15 protein-coding genes are annotated in these 22,941 nt (G+C 43.6%); 6 read left to right on the top strand and 9 right to left on the bottom strand.

From position 1 onward, the window contains the following. Positions 1–7: 7 nt before the first annotated feature. The 3 genes from F5971_RS12595 to F5971_RS12585 are packed head-to-tail and all read right to left on the bottom strand — an operon-like array spanning position 8 to position 4,585. Positions 8–2,209: a two-component system response regulator gene (locus F5971_RS12595; protein ID WP_193495163.1), complete on the bottom strand. Its 2,202-nt coding sequence runs from the start codon at positions 2,207–2,209 to the stop codon at positions 8–10. Then, positions 2,206–3,756 carry a sensor histidine kinase gene (locus tag F5971_RS12590; RefSeq protein ID WP_193495161.1) on the bottom strand — a complete coding sequence of 517 codons (1,551 nt, stop codon included), beginning with the start codon at positions 3,754–3,756 and terminating at the stop codon, positions 2,206–2,208. Before F5971_RS12590 ends, F5971_RS12595 begins: the two co-directional genes overlap by 4 nt. 22 nt (positions 3,757–3,778) lie before the next feature. Beyond that, positions 3,779–4,585, bottom strand: coding sequence for a substrate-binding periplasmic protein (locus F5971_RS12585; protein ID WP_193495159.1), 807 nt, complete (start codon positions 4,583–4,585; stop codon positions 3,779–3,781). 171 nt (positions 4,586–4,756) lie between these two features. On the opposite strand from F5971_RS12585, the gene F5971_RS12580 reads away from it, so the two are divergent. Together F5971_RS12580 and F5971_RS12575 are read left to right on the top strand one after the other, a co-directional pair. Continuing rightward, positions 4,757–6,076 (top strand): DEAD/DEAH box helicase, encoded by a 1,320-nt coding sequence (locus F5971_RS12580; protein ID WP_193495156.1) that lies wholly within the window; start codon positions 4,757–4,759, stop codon positions 6,074–6,076. Between the two features lie 87 nt (positions 6,077–6,163). After that, the gene (locus tag F5971_RS12575) at positions 6,164–7,750 is read left to right on the top strand and encodes an ABC-F family ATPase (protein WP_193495154.1); all 1,587 of its coding nucleotides are present in this window, start codon (positions 6,164–6,166) and stop codon (positions 7,748–7,750) included. 66 nt (positions 7,751–7,816) lie between these two features. Here F5971_RS12575 and F5971_RS12570 read toward each other — a convergent pair whose 3' ends face one another. Next, positions 7,817–8,536 (bottom strand): murein L,D-transpeptidase catalytic domain family protein, encoded by a 720-nt coding sequence (locus F5971_RS12570; RefSeq protein ID WP_036509050.1) that lies wholly within the window; start codon positions 8,534–8,536, stop codon positions 7,817–7,819. 170 nt (positions 8,537–8,706) lie between these two features. Here F5971_RS12570 and F5971_RS12565 point away from each other — a divergent pair, with 170 nt between their 5' ends. The 4 genes from F5971_RS12565 to F5971_RS12550 all read left to right on the top strand — a co-directional run bounded on the left by F5971_RS12565 (position 8,707) and on the right by F5971_RS12550 (position 15,060). Beyond that, positions 8,707–10,284: a L,D-transpeptidase family protein gene (locus tag F5971_RS12565; RefSeq protein WP_036509054.1), complete on the top strand. Its 1,578-nt coding sequence runs from the start codon at positions 8,707–8,709 to the stop codon at positions 10,282–10,284. Between the two features lie 140 nt (positions 10,285–10,424). Further along, positions 10,425–11,027: a response regulator gene (locus F5971_RS12560; RefSeq protein WP_193495152.1), complete on the top strand. Its 603-nt coding sequence runs from the start codon at positions 10,425–10,427 to the stop codon at positions 11,025–11,027. Positions 11,028–11,105: 78 nt separating this feature from the next. Continuing rightward, the gene (locus tag F5971_RS12555; protein ID WP_193495150.1) at positions 11,106–12,047 is read left to right on the top strand and encodes a response regulator; all 942 of its coding nucleotides are present in this window, start codon (positions 11,106–11,108) and stop codon (positions 12,045–12,047) included. Between the two features lie 46 nt (positions 12,048–12,093). Then, positions 12,094–15,060: an ATP-binding protein gene (locus F5971_RS12550; protein WP_193495148.1), complete on the top strand. Its 2,967-nt coding sequence runs from the start codon at positions 12,094–12,096 to the stop codon at positions 15,058–15,060. On the opposite strand, the gene F5971_RS12545 is transcribed toward F5971_RS12550, so the two are convergent. The 5 genes from F5971_RS12545 to F5971_RS12525 all read right to left on the bottom strand — a co-directional run bounded on the left by F5971_RS12545 (position 15,057) and on the right by F5971_RS12525 (position 22,876). Beyond that, entirely contained in the window at positions 15,057–16,277 is a 1,221-nt protein-coding gene (locus tag F5971_RS12545) for an EAL and HDOD domain-containing protein (RefSeq protein WP_036509063.1), read from the bottom strand. The two genes, F5971_RS12550 and F5971_RS12545, sit on opposite strands and share 4 nt — an antisense overlap. Before the next feature lie 51 nt (positions 16,278–16,328). Then, the gene (pbpG, locus tag F5971_RS12540) at positions 16,329–17,237 is read right to left on the bottom strand and encodes a D-alanyl-D-alanine endopeptidase (protein ID WP_081763756.1); all 909 of its coding nucleotides are present in this window, start codon (positions 17,235–17,237) and stop codon (positions 16,329–16,331) included. 23 nt (positions 17,238–17,260) lie between these two features. Then, on the bottom strand, positions 17,261–17,491 hold the full coding sequence (locus F5971_RS12535) for a hypothetical protein (protein ID WP_036509065.1): 231 nt from the start codon (positions 17,489–17,491) through the stop codon (positions 17,261–17,263). A 118-nt stretch (positions 17,492–17,609) separates the two neighbouring features. Continuing rightward, positions 17,610–21,203 (bottom strand): translocation/assembly module TamB domain-containing protein, encoded by a 3,594-nt coding sequence (locus F5971_RS12530; protein WP_193495145.1) that lies wholly within the window; start codon positions 21,201–21,203, stop codon positions 17,610–17,612. Beyond that, positions 21,200–22,876 (bottom strand): autotransporter assembly complex protein TamA, encoded by a 1,677-nt coding sequence (locus F5971_RS12525; RefSeq protein ID WP_051514290.1) that lies wholly within the window; start codon positions 22,874–22,876, stop codon positions 21,200–21,202. Before F5971_RS12525 ends, F5971_RS12530 begins: the two co-directional genes overlap by 4 nt. Positions 22,877–22,941: the final 65 nt, after the last annotated feature.

Here is a 22,941-nt window from a genome sequence, read left to right as displayed (position 1 = left end):
GCGCCTGCTATGAATCCATGAGCATTTGCGTAATGATGTGCGCAGGTTGAGGACGTGAATAAAAATACCCTTGCGCCTCGTCGCAGCCTAATGAACTGAGCAATTCACCTTCAGACTCCTCTTCAACCCCTTCGGCAATCAGCGTTAAATCGACCAAATGCCCCATTTCGATCATTAACTTTACCAATTGTTGATCTTTAATCGATGCAGACATGCTAGAAACAAACGTACGATCTATTTTTAATCGATTGACAGGTAGTTCTTGAAGGTACTTTAACGATGAGTAACCTGTACCAAAATCATCAATCGCAATCGTAATGCCTCGATCTTGAATTGCTTGAAGTATCAAAATCATTTGGGACTGATCATTCATCATCATAGACTCTGTAATTTCAAGCTCCAATTGGGCGGGGTCTATACCCGTGCGGGACAGAATCGCGTCAAGCGTGTTCAGAAACCCAGGATCAACAAGCTGACGGACGGATACGTTGACAGCTACGCGCAAACTGCGACCCGTTGCTTGAAGCCAGTTGACCTGCTGCAAACAAGCTTGCTCCAGTATCCAGGCCCCAATCGTAATAATTAACCCTGATTTTTCAGCGATGGGAATAAACACAACAGGGGAAATAAGCTGACCTAAATGATGCCAGCGCACTAATGCCTCAACCCCACTGAGGGTCTTTGTTTTAAGGCAGTACTGAGGCTGGTATTCAATACGCAATTCATTTAGCTCAATGCAATGACGTAATTCAATGGTTGTTTTTAAGCGCTGCTGAAGCTCTTGCTCAAAACCTTCACCAAACACAACATAGGACCCACGTTTTTCTGCCTTAGCTTTTTTGAGTGCAATGCCTGCATTTTGCAGAAGTGAAAAGGCATTTAAGCCATGGTTTGGATAAACAGCCACACCAAACGTTAAAGAAACGGGAACTTCGTAATCCTTAATGCTAAAGCCCTGCCCTAAAGACTCTGACACGGAACTCATCAAGTCTGGCAATGAATCATAGACATCAATGGGTAAGATAATGGCGAAGTTGTCTGATGAAATACGCCCTATAGGACAGCTTGCACCCAGCACACGCTGCAGATGCTCACGCATACGAATCAGCGTTAGATCGCCAATTCGATGCCCCAAACCATCATTGATCGCTTGAAAATTATCGATGTCAGCCAGCAAAACCATACAGGGGTCTTGATGGCACATTTGCTCTTCAAGATGCTTAATGAAACCGTTTCGATTGAGTCCAGATGTTAGATAATCGTTGAAGGCAAGATTTTCAATACGCTCAAAAAGCGTGACGTTATCAAGTCCAACGGAAACATAGACCGAAAACAAGCGAATGAGACGGATATCGCTCTCCGTCAGGCTTCGGCTAGTGTGCAAACAAATGACCATTTCATCATCAGATGGCGACTTAAGGTACAAGATCGCAAGGTGTTCATTGACTGAGTTTTGACGAGTTTGCAACACCTGCTCGATCTGACTGACGAGCACTTTATTGGCGATGTTATCAATAGAGTGCCCTACCATCGACGCATAGGGCCCAAAACCCGCAATCACTTGTACACGATGCGCATTGTCTTGGCGTAGGCACAGCATGGCATGATGCTCAACCTCAAGCAAACTGCATAACTGGACTAGCACGCCTTCTGAAAAGGTCTCGATAGCATGCTCAGAGAATATCTGAGCCGCGCCTTGAATAATCAACTCCAGGCCTTCACGATGGCGATTAATCATTTCAAGTTGTTGGAAAGATCGACAGGCCGTGCTTAGTGTTACAATTAGCTGCGTCGTCGTCAGCTCTGTTTTTTGCTTGTAATCGTTAATGTCATAGTCATGCACAACCTGAAGCTCAGGTGCATACCCGGGCTGGCCCGTCCGAATCACAATACGCGTGGAATGCTCATTCAAGTCGCAGCGAATAAAGTTTATGAGGTCTAAACCTGCATGCTCTGTTTCCATGACAACGTCAAGTAAGACGCAAGCAAAACGCTTAGGCTGTTTAAGAATGGCTTTCGCCTCAGCTGCAGAGTAAGCACTGGTAAAGGATAAGGGTCTGTCCAAAACCAAACTCCCCTCTAGCGCAAACCGAGTTGCTTCATGAACCTGCTGCTCGTCATCGACAAGCAATATCTGCCAAGGCTCTCCTGCCGAGACGCTTTCGAATGCATCGTCTTCAGGCGCAAATTCAAATGTATCGTTCGTCACTGTTTCTCACTTGATACTATAACTGTCTCAACAGAGCTTACCTGAAAAGGCATCCTAATTTCCATTTCCAAACCCGGATTATTACGAATAATAATCGATCCTTTCAGAATTTTCGTTACAAGACTGTAGACAATATATAAGCCCAAGCCTGATCCGCCTTTACCAAACTTTGTGGTATAGAAAGGGTCGAATAATTTATCGATCGATTCTGGTGCCACACCGCACCCGTTATCACCAATGATCAACACCAGTGTTTGCGCATCATCGGTGTAGGCCTTTACGTAAATGACACCCTGCGATTGGTGCTCGAAACCATGCGTCAAACTATTATTGACTGCATTCAAAATAATTTGCCCCAAAGGGCCTGGATAACTAAATAGCGTAAAATTCTCTGGAATGTCAACATCTAGCTGGACATTCAAATGCTTCAGGCGCGGCTTTAGTGTGCTTAAAATTTCATCAACGACGGTCTTGAGATTAAACTCTCGACTGAGCATGCTGGTTTGATCAACGGCAACCTGCTTAAAGCTATTCACCTGTTTGACGGCCATTTGCAGACTGGATGACATAATTCGCAGACCATCTTTAAACTCACATATGAATTCCTCTAGACTGGATTTTTTTAATCCACCGGCTTTTATAAGAGCATCAAAGTTTTGTAGTTTTATGTCTAAGGATGTACTGATGGTTTTGGCATTGCCAAGTGGCGTGTTAACCTCATGCGCGATACCGGCTACCATTTTACCCAGTGAGGCCAGTTTTTCTGTCTGCACAAGCTGATTTTGTAAGTTTTTTAAATTTTCTAAAGCGATGTGCGCCTCATCCCGAGCCTTCGCTAAGTCTTCTTCAGTTTTAACTTGCAGTGACAAGGTATTATTGTAATCTTTTATCAATAAGCCTAGCTCATCGTTCGATGACCAGTCCACTGGGTGCCGAACGCCAGTGGATTGATAAAATTTCAAGGAGTTCGATACTTGCTCCAAAGGTCTAAATATTATCCAGCGAAACAAAGCGGTTGTAATTATAACCAGCGTCAGAACCCCAGTAATCAATATTAACATCAAGCCTTTAATACTTTGCATCAAATGAGCGATGAAGTTCCCTGTTTGAGGACGGTAATGAAGGTATAAATCAGCAACACGCCGTGCTTCACCAAGCCCCTCGTAATGCACTGGACTGTGAAAGACTCGCACGTCTAAAACCGCTGAGCCACAATTACCAATTGTCAGAGGTTGTGCATTTAGCACTATACCTGACACATGCTCTAAGACGATACAGAGGGTTCCTTTATCCTCTAATGAGGCGGTCAATATGTTTGCAGTAACATTATGTGCCAATTGCCACACGGGTTCAGCTAATTGCCTTGCCAGCGTGTCGACCCGTTGCTGAACATACTGGGCTTCTAATCGCTTCGCTTGTTTGTTTTCGTAAACGACCAACAAGCTGGTTGCAACCAGCATGACAACGACCAGCAGTGGAATCACACCCAATAAAAATTTTTTGGTTAGTGAAATATTGAACGTCCTGTGCTTGCTGTAGTTAAGCATGGTCCAGTGTGTACCTTTTTATTTAATTTTGAGAAAAGTAGGCACTGGCTTTAGCAAGATAATAGGACTGCCGATCCTCTTCTTGGATAATACGTAATGCATCACTAATTCGATGTTTGAGCGACTCACTGTTGCATTTTGATAATTTAGAAAAGGTTAAAAAGAGTTTTTGCTGAGTAATTGCACGGGGTAAAGCCCTTATATTCGAGACCCCTAGCTTTTGAGCAAAGATCAGACCCGGTTGGTCTTCATAAATGAGATAGTCCGCTCGCTGACTGGCCACCATGAGCAAGCCTTGCTCTAGACTGCCCACCTCTGTGATGCTTAGATGTGTTTTTGCAAACTGATCGAATGCTTGGCCAAAGCTGTTGTAAATCACAGTGACGCCCTGATAGGGAATTAAATCGCGCCACTCAGAGTAGTTGATCTCTTTGTCATCGGCGGTCCAAACAGCTGTTTGAGTCAGCATCAAACTGGGCTCTAGGTAGTCCATCCACTCACTTCGAGCTGAAGTAAAAAAGGCACCTGCTATCAGATCAATTCGTCCTGCTGCAACCTCCTCTTGTGTCCGTCCCCAAGGTCCGCTGTCCACAACACGAATAGGAAGGCCCAGTATGTCAGAAAGGTCATCCATTAAGTAGCGTACCGCTCCAGCCAACTCGCCCGGACGATTCGGATCACGCCATAAATAGGGAGGGTATTCGGCATTTCCACTTGCAGTGAGCTCACGGCATTGGTCATCTGAGGCATAGGCTGACGTAATGCCCAGCACAGATATGGCTGCTAACAGCATGGATGTTTTTACAATCTTAAGCCTACTACTTCTCATACGCAGCGCTTCCTAGATAATTAACCCCGTAAACCTTCTCAGTTTAGATGAAAGCTATTGAGAACACAAAAGCTTATATCGTATTGAATCAAATGATTTTTTTGGATGCAGAAATTACATGATTATCCTGATAAACTATTGTCTATAAACTAACCTCTCCTGAGCGTCTTTATGTCTGGATTTGATTTACTGAACTTGTCACCTGAGCTCCAATTCACCTTATCAGAGCTAGGGCATCAGCAACCCACCCCCATTCAACAGCTTGCAATTCCCTTGATTCTTCAAGGAGTCGATGTCATGGCACAGGCACAGACTGGAACAGGAAAAACCGCCGCATTTGCACTGCCGATGATCGAGATGCTGAGCAAAAAGGTAGCAGACCCAGACTATCATGCGATACGCGGGCTGATTTTAACGCCCACTCGTGAACTGGCCATTCAAGTCGGAGATAGTACCCTCGCCTATGGTCGTCGTCTTGGCATGCGAGTGGCATCGATTTATGGTGGTGTACGCTTCGACAATCAAATCCGAAAAATGAAACGTGGTGCCGACATTTTGGTTGCAACACCTGGACGCTTGTTGGATATGCTGGCGCAAAACAAACTTTCAATTAATCAGTTGGAAATTTTAGTGTTTGATGAAGCTGATCGCATGCTCGACCTTGGCTTCATCGACGACATTCGCAAGCTCATGCGCTATATGCCAAGCAAGCGTCAAACCTTGCTATTCTCAGCGACGTTTTCTCCTGAGATCGATGTGCTGGCTGAGCACCTGCTCAATTCACCACATCGCGTCAATGCGTCCCCACCCAACTCTGTCGTCAAACTCATCAAGCAGCGCGCCTTTGCGGTTGACCAAAAAGACAAATCCGACATCCTGAGCTACTTCATTAAAGGGCTGCAATGGACTCAAGTATTGGTATTTACACGCACACGCCAAAGAGCCGATAGTGTTGCAGAGTACTTACAATCTGAAAATATAAAAGCAAGTGCTTTACATGGCGACAAAATACAACGCGAACGCAACATGGCCTTGCAACAATTCGCTGATGGTGAAATCAACGTGCTCGTTGCCACCGACGTTGCCGCGCGCGGCCTGGATATCGATTCACTCTCTCAGGTGGTGAACTATGATATACCCAACCAAGCTGAGGCCTACGTACATCGTATTGGTCGAACAGGGCGAGCGGGAAAGTCAGGGGTTGCCTACTCTTTCGTCGCACCCGATGAACGCGTTTACTTATCGAAAATTTGTGAACTTATTCAAAAAAACATCCCGCTAGAGCCTGTACCAATCATTGAAAGCGGAAAGATGCAAGGGGCTCGTAGTGAGACGAAGACTGTTTCCAAAAAAACAAAAGGCCGTCCCGTTCAGTCTAAACCCAAGCGCCCCGCTGCTAAAGCACCCACCCCAGCGATATCGAGCCAAAAGGATGTGAAGACAAATAGCCGAGATAAGGCTCGACGCAGTTCATTGTTTGATAAACCCTAAACAGCCTTCATTGCGAAGGCTATTTTCGCTATAATTAGACATTTATACGCTCGTCGTCTCACTTACTCATTCTGAAAGGCAATCTTCTTGATCTCAACCGCTAATCTCACGATGCAGTTTGGCCCTAAGCCACTGTTTGAAAATGTTTCCGTTAAATTTGGCAACGGCAACCGTTATGGTCTTATCGGGGCCAATGGTTGCGGCAAGTCAACCTTCATGAAAATCTTAGGTGGGGATCTTGACCCCTCCTCTGGCCAAGTGATGCTGGCACCCAACACTCGCTTAGGTAAACTGCGTCAGGACCAGTTTGCCTATGAAGATTGTACCGTCATCGACACCGTTATTATGGGCAATGAAGAGCTCGCACGCGTAAAGGCTGAGCGTGATCGCATCTACTCCTTGCCTGAAATGAGTGAAGACGATGGCATGGCGGTTGCCGAACTAGAAGTGCTGTTTGCTGAAATGGATGGGTATACAGCTGAATCAAGAGCCGGGGAGTTGCTCCTTGGACTGGATATTCCATTATCACAGCATAATGGTCCAATGAGTGCCCTCGCACCGGGTTGGAAAATCCGTGTCCTTCTTGCTCAGGCGTTGTTTTCTGATCCTGATGTGCTGCTATTAGATGAGCCAACCAACCACCTTGACATCAATACGATCCGCTGGCTTGAGAATATACTGGTTTCAAGAAACAGCACCATGATTATCATTTCGCATGATCGTCACTTTCTAAATCAGGTTTGCACCCACATGGCCGATTTAGACTATGGTGAGTTAAGGCTCTTTTCGGGTAATTATGACGAGTACATGATCGCGGCGACGCAAGCGCGAGAAAGACTGCTCAGTGACAATGCCAAGAAAAAAGCACAAATTGCTGAGCTTCAAACCTTTGTGAGCCGCTTCTCTGCGAATGCGTCCAAAGCAAAACAGGCCACCTCGCGCGCCAGACAAATTGATAAAATTCAGCTGGAAGACGTGAAGCCATCCAGCAGGGTCAGCCCGTATATTCGCTTTGAGCAACAAAAAAAGCTGCACCGTCAAGCCGTCACGATCAAAGAGCTTTCTAAGCAATTTGATGAAAAACCACTTTTACGCAACGTTAACTTACAAATAGAGGCTGGTGAGCGTGTTGCGATCATTGGGCCCAACGGCATCGGTAAAACCACACTTCTACAATGTTTGGCAGGCAATCTTCCCCTCGACAGCGGTGAGGTAAAATGGACAGACAGCGCCGAAGTTGGCTATTTCGCACAAGACCATAAAGATGATTTTTCGAATGACATGACCTTAATTGACTGGATGTCCCAATGGACACAAGGCGGTGAGCAAGTTATTCGTGGAGCGCTTGGGCGAATGTTGTTCTCAGGGGACGATATACACAAATCGGTTAAAGTGATTTCGGGTGGTGAACAAGGTCGCATGCTATTTGGCAAGCTTACGCTAACCAAACCGAACATTATGATGATGGACGAACCAACCAATCACTTGGATATGGAGTCCATTGAATCCCTAAACTTAGCGCTTGAAAATTATCCAGGCACGTTGATTTTTGTCAGCCACGACCGCGAGTTTGTGTCTTCACTTGCAACACGGATCGTCGAAATCAGTGCAACAGGGATCACGGATTTCAGCGGCACTTATGATGATTACTTACGCAGTCAAGGCATTATGTAGCTAATGGGCTTTGGGACGATGACGATACATCCTCCCAAAGCACTCATTAAAATCAAACAAAAACGCTTAACTGTCGGCTCTTCTTAAGGGCGCAATATAGCTTGCCACACGATCGGGCTGACAGTTTAGGTAGGCAGAATTATCAAGCCAGTCCTGATCAGGAAAATATGAGAACATAAATTGCCCTCCTTTTAATTGATCAACCACTTCCTGAGCAATCTCTGGACGCACCGCTGGACACCCTTGGCTTCGCCCAATACGCCCCTGACGTGCCACCCACTCTGGATCGACATAATCGGCTGCATGAATCACAATCGCACGCTCCCTAGCCTTATCATTAACACCAGGCTCTAGACCATCCAAACGAAGAGAATAGCCATGACGGCCAAAATAGCTTTCTTGTGTACGAAACAAGCCTATACTGGACTGATGACTGCCAACGATGTTCGAAAACTCAGTTGCAAAATTATCGCCAGAGTTTTGTCCGTGCGCGACAAGTTCTTCCATTAATAAACGTTTTTTTGATAGATCAAAAATCCAGAGACGCGGTTCAGATGAAGGTTTAGAGAAATCAATAATCGCTAATCGGTCAGAAGGCGTCAAACCATTACTGGTTGCACACTGCATTGCGGCAATCGCTTTATCCAACACAACTTTGTTTAACGCCGGAGCCTGCAAGGATAAAGAATAATTTAAGGATTGATCAAAAGGAGAGGCCACAACTGACGATGACATGATCACTAGACTGGAAACTGTCAGCATCCACTGACGACAGCGCTGAAACATGATATGGTAATCCTCCTAAAATTATGTGTTAATCAGCCGATAACCTACAAAAGACGCCTACGTATGGCCTTCAGGCCAACGTTTGCTCATGCAATAACTAAATCGACTATACTATCTAACGGAACTGTGCTGAGAAGCATTCTATCAGGACCTGACAGGGAGCAAAACCATTGATCAAAAAAAGTACAGCAAATGTCGTTGCTTTTTTGCTGATTTCGACCGCTTCAGCATTTTCGCATGCCGAAAACTCAACAGAAGCTCTTGAAGAATTGAACTCATCACTGTCAATGATGACCTTTTCGCACACACTGACTCTCCCCTTCGATCACCCTCTGTATGCTTTGTATGCAGAAGTCGGATTTGAGCCTTTATGGACGTCGAAAGACAAATTGCTTGAGTTGGTTCATGAGCTAGAAGCTCTACAGTTTGATGGACTTGACCCACGTCGCTACCACATAGAAGAGCTTTATCTGCGTATTCATCAGACTGAGCAGACTCAAACGATGAATGAAGATCTTGAATTGCTTGCAACGGCCAGCATGTTAAAAGCTTTATCGCATCTTATGTATGGAAAGCTAAAAGCAGATGAAATAGAACCTATGTGGCGCTATGAGCGAAAACGCCCTATCGATCAACGTCATCAAGCGCTTCTGATTAAGCATCGATCCAATATCTCAGCGGCATTTGAACACGCCCGCCCTGACTTTCCTCTCTATCAACAACTGCGCTCAGGTTATCAAGCATTGTTAGCAGAGCTTAAGCTTCATGAGTGGCCATTTATTTCAGAAGAGCGCCCTTCTATCCGCCTTGGCGATCGTGATCCACGCGTTGTGTTGATTCGAGAACGATTACGTCCGTCAGTAGATCATCCCGATCCAGATCTATATGACGAGGCCTTGGCAGATGCCGTTATTGAATTTCAGAAATCCTTTTTACTGACAACTGACGGTATTGTTGGACCGGCCACCTTAAAAGCCTTGAATATGTCTCCGGCCGATAAGCTTAATCAAATTCAAGTCAATCTTGAACGAATGCGCTGGCTGGCAAATGAGATGGAAGCGGAAATGGTGCTGGTCGACATAGCGGGTGCAAAATTGGTTTACTATGATGAGGCACTGCCCGTATGGGAAACACGAACCCAAGTGGGTCGTCCTGCACGCCCCACCCCCTTGATGAAGTCAAGAATCACGCACTTTACGTTTAATCCTACTTGGACAATTCCACCGACGATCTTGCGCCAAGATAAACTTCCTGAGATTCGACGAGATATCAGCTATTTACAGCGCAACAACATTCGCGTCATAGACTCTTCAGGTGCTGAATTACAGGCGAGTGAGGTGGACTGGAACAATCCCGGTGGCATCATGCTTCGACAAGACTCAGGCCCTGCCAATGCCCTTGGACAAGTTGTGATTCGCTTCCCTAACTCAGAAGCCATCTATTTGCATGACACACCCAGCAAACGGCTTTTTGATAGAGATCAGCGGGCGTTCAGTTCGGGTTGTGTCCGTGTTGAGAATGCACTGGATCTCGTGTCTATCCTAATGGAATCCACGCAAACCCCCGAAGCACAACAGATAGACAGCTTACTGAACAGTCGCCAAACTCGAAACGTAAGTCTTCGCTCATCTGTTCCCGTTCTCTTAGGCTATTGGACAGCCGAGGCTGATGAAAATGGACATATCATTTTCCGTCCGGATATCTATAATCACGATCAACGTATACTGACCGCTTTAAATGCCCACTAGCCACCCTTATTCACCCAGTGAGGAGAGAATTACACCTCCTCAGGACGTGTTGAGGGTTGGCACTAAACCATTTATAGCTATTACTTATTTAACTTTAGATCTTTGATTGGTAAAATATTAATTTTGAGGATACTACGCACGTGAAAGACCAAATCTGTACTAGCCGTAAAGCAGCTGAGTTACTCGGCGTAACTCCACGAACAGTTCAGCTTTGGGCGGATGCAGGTATACTTGATGGTTGGAAAACTCCCGGTGGTCATCGTCGCTTCAGTACAGCTTCTGTAATGAAACTTGCGGATGACATCGTAAATGGACAACATGACTCCCATGATGTGCCGGCTTCATCTGCTCGACCTCGCGGTGCCGAACCCGTTAGAATCCTTGTGGTCGAAGATGATAAGACGCTCACCCGACTTTATGATTTAACCCTTAATAGCTGGGGGTTACCTGTCGAAGTGATCTTAGCGAATGATGGCTATCAAGGTCTTATTGAAGTTGGGCGTTTCAACCCAGAACTCTTGATTTTGGACATGCAAATGCCAAATATTGATGGTTTTTCGGTGATTGAAGCTCTAAAAAAACAAAAGCTTCTTAAAGGCATGCACCTGATGATTATCACTGCACTGACTGAACGAGAGGTCAAAGAAAAGGTATCCTTAGGTCCTGATGTGACCTTTATTCAAAAGCCTATACCCTTCCTCAAGATTCGCAACAAGGTTGAAAGCATTCTCGTCAGTCGTTAATTTTTAACGCTCATTCGTCTTCCGTTTTTTCTGGTTTGTGCTACATTCATATTATAATTAGAAAAAATTGGAGATGACATGAGCGCATTGAACGGGCTAACAATCTTAACTGTCGACGATTCTCATCTTATCAATGAGTACGCACGAAGCATTCTTGAGAAGCTCGGCGCAAAGAAAGTCTTCACAGCCTCAAGTGGAGATGACGCCTGTGTTTGCCTTAGACGAAATAAAGACATTGATCTAGTTATAACCGACATACAAATGGACTATGGAAATGGTTTAGATCTACTCAAATCAATTCGAACAGGTGAAGACAATATCAAACGAGATTTGCCAGTCATTGTTGTTACCGACTTTAGTTACAAAGAAAATGTGATTAAATCACTCCAACTAAATTGCAATGGTTTTGTAAGCAAGCCCATTAATGGAAAAATTCTACTGGATAAAATCAAAGAAGCAACCAGTAAATCGGTTGAACTAAAATCAGTTGAAGAATATGCTCAAATCTCTACCTCCTTAGGAGATTCAAATGCTAAGAAAAGCAAAGAAGAGTCGCAACATAAAGAAACGCTCATTGCAAGAGTAAAGGCTTCTGGTGGGATTTTAAAGGAAACCCCCTCGGGCTGGACTCCTGAATATAAAACAAGAAATGAACATATAGATAAGATAGTCCATCAAATTATCCATCTTCAAGAAGTTCTTCTAAAGCATTTCTCGAATGCATCAAACAATAATAATACCGAGTATATCAATGAGCTATTATTTTTAACGCAAAAATACATCTCTGAAGAAGAAAAAATCCATACAAAAGCTCAATATAGCAAACATATTGATCATAACAATGATCATGAAAAAATATTAAAAATGACACAGATTATTAGTAAAGCAATTATTGCTTCGCACGAAAAGGCAAAAATAAAACTTTACTTACAAAAACTACGTGAAACTTGGCATAATCATCTACTAGATTGGGATCAAGATTTCAATAATAATTGGAAGCTAAGCAGTGACCAACAATAGACTTTCAGATATAAAAACGAGGAAAAGACTCACTAAGTTTTTTTTTATGACTGTTGGTCTTATTTTATTAATTATTATTTTTGCGTTTACATCATATCACTCAACCAAAAATCAACTACTCAATAATACAAAAGAAAAACTCAATGAAGCTACTGTTAATGCAATAGAAATTCTAGAAGAGTTTAGAGTCGATACCATCAAGAAAATAAACCTCTCAAGAAAATCACCAAATTTTGAAAATGCTATTGATATTTTTTTCAAAATCAATTCAGAGTCACAAGATTTTGATATGGCAAGGATTGATATTGAACGAACCATGAATAGCTTTGGATTCAAGCATTATGCGTTAATCGATAATGACTTTTTAATACGTGCACAGAATAGTCCTATTTTTCATTCTGAATTAATAAACAATCTATCGGAAAAGTTACGATCCATTCAAATCAATAATGAAACAGCTTATATTGATGTCTTCAGAACTACCTTTAGCACCTCAGCTACAGAGAATGAACCCTACCTCCTCTTTGCCTCTCATATCTATCAAGACGGCGCAAATGCAATTTTATTAATAGCGATAAATGGAAACAATGTTTTAGATTTTAAAGATCACACCTTCTTTAGACGAATAAATGGTGAGGTTTTACTATTTGATCGTGAGCATAAACTTATAAATAAATCGAAGTATTACGAAGAACTTGTAGATGAAAATATTCTTTCACGAAACCAAGAAAGCAACAGAGGATTAAAGATTGTAATACATAATGACAGCAAACCTGGAAACATTGATTCCTATTTGAACTACTATGGAGCCTCAGTACTGGGTATCCATACCTGGTTGTCAGAATTAAATATTGGCTTGATTCTTGAGGCCAATCTAAATAGCACACTTGAGCCACTAGTTTTTTTTAGAGATTCATTGATAAAATATACGGCGATCATAACAGTTTTATTGATAATATTTTTATTTTTTTACAAATCACTACTTCAAGAAATAGATAAACGACTTCAGTATATGTTTTCAATATTTGAAGCCACCAGTGAAGGAATGCTCATATTCGATTTAAATACGCATCAAATCTATAGAACAAATAAACAAGTGCGTCATCTTTTTTTATTGGACACTTCTCCCGAAAAATTAGAGGACATATTCAGTGACATACAGTTAGACGGAATAATAGACAAAGCTCAATCAAGCTCACTAGATGACAACCTTGCCCCTATTTCTATTTTTTATAAATTAAGAAATGATAGTGAGATAGTATTAGATGTTTATATGAAGTCTTTACCGAAAAGAGGCTCAAAAAGAAACCCTATTCTAATTACCCTAAGGGACATTACAGATCAATTCACCTACGAGCAAGAAATTCAGCTTGCGAGGGAAAGTGCTGAAACATCCAACATAGCAAAGAATAATTTCTTAGCCACCGTCAGTCATGAGCTCAGAACCCCCTTACACAGCATAATCGGTATGATTGAGGCCTTAACCTCAACACAACTTACCGATACTCAAAAATATTATGCGGACATGTCTCAGGAGTCTGCTGATAATTTACTTGAAATTATTGACAACATATTAGACTTCACCAAATTAGATTCAAAAAAATACATTCCAACCTTTTCAACTATTAATCTTGTAACCGAAACAACATCTGCGATTACGATCGCCTCTAGAAAAAACAAAAATAAAAATTCGATTCATAATAATGCTCTAGATACTTTCATCAATACCGATAAAGGTATTTTTAAAAAATGTTTATTAATCTTATTGGATAATGCGAATAAGTTCACAAATGGAGGCTCTATTCAAATATTTACAACTATTGCTGATGATGGAAACAAGCTATGTTTAGAGGTTATTGACACAGGTATCGGTATTCCAGAGACAAAACTCAATCATATATTTGAAGCATTCGGCCAAGCTGATTCGGCGATTACACGTAACTATGGAGGAATAGGTCTAGGGCTTTCTTTACTTAAAGGGTTGGTTACCCAAGCCAATGGTACCATTGATATTCAAAGCATAGAGGGTGAAGGATCTTGCTTCAGGCTTACCATCCCCTGTACATTACCCAATACGACTGAAATCGATGAAGCAGTCAATACATCCCTCAATACTATCACTTATGATTTTGCTCCAAGCGCACAGTCCCAAGAAAAATATGATAAGGAAATATTTTCTAACTTAAAGGTGTTAGCTGCAGAAGATAATGAAATAAACCAAGAAATGCTGACGATCCTACTCTCAAAACTCTATATTAATTTTAAGATTTTTGACAATGGACAACTGCTTTTAGACTATATTGTCAGCCATCAAGAGCAAGCCGATATGATATTAATGGATTGTCATATGCCGGTATTAGATGGATTTGAGACGACACGGAGAATCCGGGAGCTTCCACCCCCTGTATGTGACATACCAATTATTGCGATCACAGCCGATGCTCTTTTCGGGGATAGAGAAAAATGCTTAGCTCAGGGGATGACGGATTATATTTCTAAACCTGTTAAACGTAATGATCTTCGTCAGGTTTTAATTCGGAACTTACCAGATGCATTCCATTCTGAGATAGACTTTTTCGATACCTCTGGTGCAAACCATGAGAACCAAGATGACTTTGATGCAACCATGGCCGATGATTTTTTTGGTATTGATGAAGAAATACAGCCTCAATACTCATCGTTTAACCCTGATGCCTTGATTCAAGAGGTTGGCGATATCTCTATTGCTCTCGATTTGTTTGACAAGTTTAATGACTCTTTAGATAAAGACTTTACTGAAATAACGTCATTAATCCTTTTTGAAAACTACATTGAAGCTAAAAAGCAAGCTCATAAGGTGAAAGGGAGTGCAAGAATGATGGGGTGTTCTGCATTGGCTGAGATGCTACAAAATATAGAGCATGCTTGCATGGACAAAAATACAAACTCACTGCTTGATTTAGTGTCTAAATCTGAGAATGAAATTAAACGGGTTAAAGAGGAACTATCAATTTTTATTAAAGTGCATGCTTAACTTTTCCCGAGTGTTACTAAAATACTCTCCACCCATACAATACTGTTAAGATACTCTCTATTGAGCTCTTGCATATCTCGTAATGATTTCCCCTCAATCATCGCTCTTTCAAACTTTTCAACGAGTGTTAAAATTTTGCCATACTGCCCTTCCCTCATCAGCAGGGCACTTGAGATATCTTCAAAAAAATGAATTGAATCAATAATATAGTCCATTGAAATATCGAGCACTTGATCCATCATAGAAAACAGGCCAACCGTAAATGCAACATCTCCATCCATATTATTAAGATTCTTAGTAATATTTCGACACATCTGAGCTCGAGTCAAAAGTTTTGTAATCATAACCATATTTAAAGGATGATGCATTGCAAGCAGCATGACCGTTGTCATAGCTTTGAGTCTATCCAAGCCAAATAGGACAACGGCCTGCTCAATGTTTTTGATTTTAACTCCCCGTGAGTTACCCGCTGAGTTTATCCTCTGTAGCAGCATGATACATAAGGATGGATCCTGAGAGATAAGCGCAATGATTACGTTAATATTGGGTTCAGATGCATTAAGTTCTTTCAAAAGATTGAGTTCTGCAATTCTATTTCCAGAGCGAACACCTCCTTGCTTTGAGCAAATATTCTCAGGTTTAACAAAGAAAAACCCTTGAAAAAGGTCAAACTCCCTTTCTAAACACCTTTTGAAAATTTCATCCGATTCAATATAACTAGCCATCAAGGTAGCCGTGTACTTTTTCTTGAACTCAGAGACGGATTCCAGTGTTTTGCTGCACCTCACATCAATTTGAATAATATCTGCTATCGTAAGAATTTTGGATTCCAAATGATCTATAAGGACACTGTGAATCGATACTTGATATCCTAATTTTTTTACATTTTGTATGCATTTAATTGTTTCGTCATTAACCTGACTATCAATACCTAGTGTGACAACAATTTGTTCTGAAGGAATCGGAATGATATCGGGTTTCTTCAACCACTGCTCGGACACATTAAAAAACAGAAATCGACTGCCAATTAATTTTTCCAATCCTATCTCATAAAATGCCGCAGAGCAGGATCTTGCCGTTGCAGTGGTGGGGTCAGGGAAGTTAGCAACGTCATCCTCGAATGAAGACCGATACAAGAGCTCATCCGCAACATGTTTAAGTTGGCGATTCCAAACAGCATGCAATGCAATGCAATAATTATTTTTTTCAGTTTGCATAAGATGCCCACTAGGTAACTGGATTGAAATCACTGATCGTATAGGTTCAGATTATATCACTGATAGTCGCTTTAATCGTTCTCTCTGATACACCAGAGCTGAGTCAGGAACAGCTCCACTCTCCCCTGTTTCTAGCCAACGACGAACACGACCTGCATCACCTATCGGGGTTCTTAGGCCATGAGAATCCAAAAATACTAAGGTTGTTAGCTTCCCTTTAATATTTGCAACCATCAGCAAGCAGCGTCCTGCCTCTTCAATATAGCCTGTTTTACTTAAATGCACCTGCCAATTGGGATTTCTCACCAGAGGATTTGTATTGGTGTAAGACAAAGCATGTGATGGATTCACAAAGTGCATATCGGCCTGCCCAATGGTGGACAAACGCCTGATTTCCGAATGCTGATAGGTTGCAGACGCTAGCTTTACTAAATCATTGGCCGACGAAACATTTGATGGAGAAAGGCCGCTTGGATCAACAAAGCGAGTTTTGAACATTCCTAAAGATTGAGCTGTCGCATTCATTCGACTCACAAAGGCATCAACACCACCTGGATAGTAATGAGCTAATACGTAAGTCGCCATGTTCTCTGATGACATTAATGCCATGTGCAGCAAGTTACGACGCGAAATTTGCGCCCCGCTTCTTAAACGACTGTAGGTGTTTTTTCCTGAATTATCACGATAGGGAACCAACGTCAGGCGCTCATCTAACGACTGACCGCTTTGCATAACAACTAAGGCCGTCATCAGCTTAGTCAAGCTTGCAATCGGCATTTGGATGTCTGCATGTTTGGAGTAGATAGGCTGATTGACCCCAAATGGAACAATCACCGCGCTGACAGACGCAAGTGATAAACCGGCTGGATTTGCCGCGAGTGTATGAACAGGGTATGCGATGGAGATGCAAGCGACAACGGCAGCGCTCAAAAAGCGCCTTCTGCTAAGCAATGTTTTCATTTTTATGCCTTAAATACGATAGTTCAGCGTGACCAAGCTTTGACTTCTTTCATTAACTGACTGATATCCAGTCCTAAAGAGTTAGCCAATTGTTCTGTGCTGTTATAGCTAGGGGATGCAGGTATTTTAAATTCACTTTTCTTTTCAGTTTTTTCGCGTTGTCGTTTCTCAATAAGGGTATTAACCTGCAATTCCACTGCACATAGTTGCTCCATAGAGAGACCGCTGAGATACTCAAGTACAGGGTCAGACATAGATGTTCTTACCTCGTTATATAGGGTATTTGTTTTATCTGGCATGCTTTACGAGCGTAGGGAGAACCACAAGGTGAACTCTCCCTATAAATCAAACCTGAACGTTTGATGTTGATATTTAACGCTCACGGGTATAAAAAATATCGGCGCCACTGCCTAAGTTACTACTTTGTGTTTCAACACGCCACATTGAAGATAAGCGATAACTTAACGTTAGCATTTCCATGGATTCTAACAAGCTAATTCCATAGCGAATATAAAGCCTTGGTGTTAAATATTTACCAATAAAAAATGCTGAGTCTCCAGCATCATCACTGGCAAACCCGAACTCATCTAAATTAAGACCTTGTTGGAGCTGGCTTGTGATTGAGTTTCCACCTTGAAGCGTAAGCGCCATAGCGGCTTGCATCATCATTGACTGCTCTGAAGCGGACGACTCGCCAGGACCACGCCCTAATACAAGATACGACATAATACTGCTATCTGACATAGCAGGCACGGAAAATAACGTCATTTCGGGTGATCGAATCGTGCCAGTAATTCTAGCACCGGCCTCGACCGTGCCAACAAAACGGCTGACACGTAAATCTAAACCGGGATTATCTATTGGACCACCTGTGTACACAAGACTACCTCGGCTAATATTTAAGTCCTGTCCGAAGAGTTTGTAATCACCACTTTCCACTTGAATCGAGCCTGATGCCCGTGTGGTGGTTTGTGCATCATCTGTGATTCGTAAACGGCCAAGCAAGCGCCCTTTAAAGCCGAAGGCATCCACTTCAACCGAATCACCGAGTATCACTGACAAGTCAGTCAACAGTGGTAAGTTACGCTGAGTTAAGCCTTCATCCTCATCCACTGTAAACACCACATCCTCAGACGCGCGGACAACGCTTTGCATCTGCTGCTTCGGTGGGCTGATTCGAGCGTAAGGAATCGTGACACTGCCGCCTAAGCGAATGGCTTCCTCATCAATTCTGACGTTTAAATCAGGTGAAATTCGAACACTCACCTCAGTATCAATTGCTTGGAAACCATCGCCTTTCAGCGTTAAATTGCCCGTCTGACGTTGCAAATTATACTGCCCTGCCAGATTGATCTGCCCGCTTCCAGATCCAATCAAGCCAGTAAGGCTCAATTGCTCTGATTGATCGCCCTCTGAAACCAGTTTTACACTCAGTGGACTTAGGTGTATACCCAGTGCTGGCAGTTCAGCCGAACCATTTACATACTCAAACTGACCGCTCACAAGAGGCACACTCAGCGTTCCACCTAAAGTGAAGTTGGCAATCAACTGTCCCAATAGGTTCTGCACATCCGGAACAAAAACAGAGACGATGCTCAAATCGCTCATATTAATGTTCAGACTACCTTCTAATGTTTGCTGCGACGACAATTGCCCTATGTTCACATCCGCAAGAATACGGCCATCCATGGCTGAAAAATCGCTTTCCAAACGTGCTGTCAAACGATCATTCATCAATTGCGCGGTGAGAAGAATGGGGTCAAGTGAAAGATCAGGCTGTTCGCCTTGCGTATCCACACGACCGGCTGTCGTGCTCAAGGTCACGTTGGCTTGCGGTGCTTGACTGCCCTGCTGGCGATAATCCGCTGTGAGATTCAACGACGACTCAATTGATGCCCCCGCTAACCAAGGATCTAAAAGAGACAAAGACAGATCGGACAAGGCTAAGTTCGCACGAGTCACGCCGCTGGCTTGCTGTGCCTCTAAGCACAAACGTGCCTCTCCATCCTGCTGCACCAAACAGGCATTGCCTAGGTTAAAACCTGACGCGCTGGCTTGAACCGGTGTTGGATTGCTTAATCTCCAACGCCCAATCTCTTCACGACGCAAAGACAAAGCCCCTAGCAACCCCTCCCAGCGCTCATTTTGCCAAGCCCCCGACACCGCCAATGACAAATCCAGAGGTGCGCCCACAAGGCTTATCTCGGCGTTATGATTGTTAGGGTATCCAGACGCGAGCAGCTCAAGACGCTCAAACGCTTCTCCTGCGGCACTGATATCAGAAAGCAGCAGTTTGATGTTAGACGCCTGATTGCCCGCCAGATCGGTGTAGACATCCCCTGATATCGAACGAACACGGTTATCTTGGAAAGCCAAACTGTTGCCATTAATACGGGCATTAATCGCAGGCGTCAATAAGGGACCCTGGACATCTCCCGCCACACTTAACAGCCCCGACGCATCCGGTAAAACGGCTGAAAGATCAGGAACATTTAAACGAAAAGTTAAGGCAAGCCGCTCATCCACGGTTCCTTCAAGCTGTACTGAAGCAGCACCTAAGCGCACAGCGAGATTATCAATTTGCGTTCGTTGCCCTTCTAGTGAAAAAGAACCGCTGCCCGAGAGAGATTGCTCTCGTATTTCGCCACTTAGAGAATCAAGACGTGCCACCAAAGAAGGCTGAGAATCCTCATTTAATTGCCCCTGAGTAGACAGGTTCAGAGACAACTGCCCAGGCCAGTCGGGGGCGAATACGGCGGGATCCAACTCGTGTGCTTGTATGGTTATATCCCAGACAGGAACAGGCATCCAACCCGCGCGGCCTGCGACAGTGACGCGCCCCCCTAAGGTGTTTGCCACAAGATTAAATGCCTCTAACGCTTCGGTGTGGCCTTTAGCATTTAACTGCAATTCTGTGTCAGGGATATCGGCACCTGAAACGCGCGTGGATAATCCAATATGCACTTCACTTAGGTTACCAGAAAGCGTCAAAAGCCCAGAAGGTGATGCAATCAAGGCCGGCTCTACGCGATTCACAAGCGGGTAAACAAGGCCAGTCCAGTTTGCACGGATATCAAACTGAGGGTCACCAAAGTCCGTCACAGACCCGCTCACCAACAACTCTGAAGGCGCATCACCAACGCTCGTCAACAGACGCGTGATATTGACCGCCTGTTCAAATGGCTGAATTTTAGATTCTAATTGAATGTTAGCTGGGCCTGTCTCGGGATGTGATGTTGCCAGTGATAGCCCAACAAACACATCATCCGCATCGCCATCAAGACTGATCTGGCTCACCAGCGAACCGAGTTCTAGTTCAGATACATCCAACCCTAACAGCGACTCTAGATCTTCGGGTTTGAAATTAATATCGATAAAAACATCGTGAGAAAAACGCTCAGACAGATCAACCCAGCCCTCAACATTAATGAAGCTTTCGCGATGTCCAATGCTCAGCGTCTCCAAGGCTATTTTATTTTGATCCGTGTTCAAGACCAAACTAGCGTGATCCAGCTGATACACCTGATCCCCTAATTGAAGATGCAGACGCTCTATTTGTATCTCGCTTAAAGAGATATCCAGTGGCAATTGAATTTCCGGCAGCTCAAATGCCGTTTCATCTGGCTCTGGCGTTTCACTTGAAAGCGGCAGGACGATATTAATATCGCTGACACGTAGACGGTCTAAACAAAAGCGTTGATGTGCAAAACACATCGGCGTCCAGTCCAACGCAATTTGCCCAACCGACACTAAGGTTTCGTTGTCTTTAAAATCGAGGCCATTAATCTGTAAAGGACCTGCAAACGCACCCTCAATCGATTCAATTTCCAGATCTAGCGGCAAATAGGGTTTTGCTATCTTATACGCCAAACCCGGTGCACCGGGTAAAAAAAACACGCCCAATAAACTAAAAAAAACCAATAAAATCAGAATAAAGGGCGATATTAATAAAAGCTTTAACTTCACAAATCAGGTCCCAACGTAAAATGAATTCGAACACCCGAATCTTGTATGGGCGTAGCCAAGTCTAGCCTCACAGGGCCGACAGGTGACTGCCATCGCACACCAAAACCAGCCGATGTTTTTATCTTCTCGTTAAAATTATCAAATGCATTCCCTGCATCGACAAATCCAGCAAGACGCCAGTTCGGAATAAACTCATAATCGACCTCCAGACTTCCAGCAATCAAATGCTGACCACCGATCACCTGCCCTGAACGGCTTTTAGGCCCCAGCGTCTGATAATCGTAACCTCGAATACTATTGTCGCCACCTGCATAAAAACGCAGAGTGGCAGGAACACGATCAAAGTCATCTGTATAGGTTGTCCCCACCTCGACTCTTGATAAAAGCCGCCAGCGCTCACCCAACGAATCCACTCGCTTTCCACTGGCATTTAACTGCAGCAGACTAACATCGGATAACAGTGCCTCAGATGCAGCCGCAACACCGAACGAAATTCGATATCCTTTCTGAGTGTTGAAGCGGTTATCTGAAACGGTTTTTGTCATTTGCAGACGGGGAATTAATAATCGCGTTTGTGTGGTGTCTTGATCAAAACTAAAGCGCTCTTGCTCCAAATCTAAGGATAAAACACCTTCCCACTCATCGATTTGTTTTTGCCAAAAACCACCAAAACTGAATCGACTGGAATCGATAGTCTTAGAATTTTCATCGTAAAAACCCGTCCGCAGACCAAACTGGTCAAAACGCGGATTGCGCCCAGGGATAATATAGCCAGCGGTTATGTCGTTGCGAATTTCAGACAAGCGCATGCGCGCATCAATCTTGTGCCCTGATGAATTCACATAGCGACGATTTAAACCAAGCTGCATACGTGCACCCGTATCGGTCCCAAAGCCAAAACCTGCCTGATACAGAGAGCGAGGGCGTGGGGTTAGATTCACTTCGACAGGAACGGAGCCTTCGGTAAACTCCTCCATAACAGGACGCACTTCAACATCTGCAAAGTAATCGCTGTCAATCAAAGCGCCTTGCAGGTCAATCAATTTCACCACTTCTAGGTAATCGCCTTCCTCAAACCTCGGGTAGCGTCTTAGCAAGCGCTCTTTGATGGGATTCTCGGAAAAACGCAACTCACTAATACGCGTGCGCTGCCCTGTGTTAAAGGTTAAGGTAATTTCAGCTCGATTACGTTCACGATCGACCCGTATGCGTTGTTCTGTGAAGCGACCTAGATAATAGCCTCTTTCCGCTGCCAATGATTGAATTTGACTTTTAAAGCTTTCATACGTGGGGTGATATAAAGCCTCACCCATTTTGAGCGGATTGGATGCCAATAGTGCGATAAACTCAGGGTCTTGCTCGCCTTCACCTAGAATTTGCACGGTCACACGGCTAATTTGCGTTTGGGGGCCTGGCGTAATTTGATACACCGCTCGCCAACCCCCCTCCTGACTTTGTAAGGCGAGATCAAGTTCAGGATTGTAATAGCCAAAGGGTTCTAATGCTTGGCGTATTTCATCCTCTGCGCGCCTATGCAAATACATCAAACGACTGACGCTGGTGACTTCTTGGTTTTCAAGTGATTGAATACTCAAAAAACCACGGACATTATCAGCAATATTATCAGGGACACCTTCAACTCTTAACGTCAGTTCTGACGCCGATAGACACATTGAGCTGGAAATGAGTGCGGCGATGGCGATGGGCTGCAGCTTTCGAAGCCTATTAAGAACTAGAA

It is taken from the genome of Nitrincola alkalisediminis, from assembly GCF_009821115.1.
In the GTDB taxonomy this organism is placed as follows: Bacteria; Pseudomonadota; Gammaproteobacteria; order Pseudomonadales; family Balneatricaceae; genus Nitrincola; species Nitrincola alkalisediminis.
This window is presented reverse-complemented; position numbering and strand designations above follow the sequence as displayed.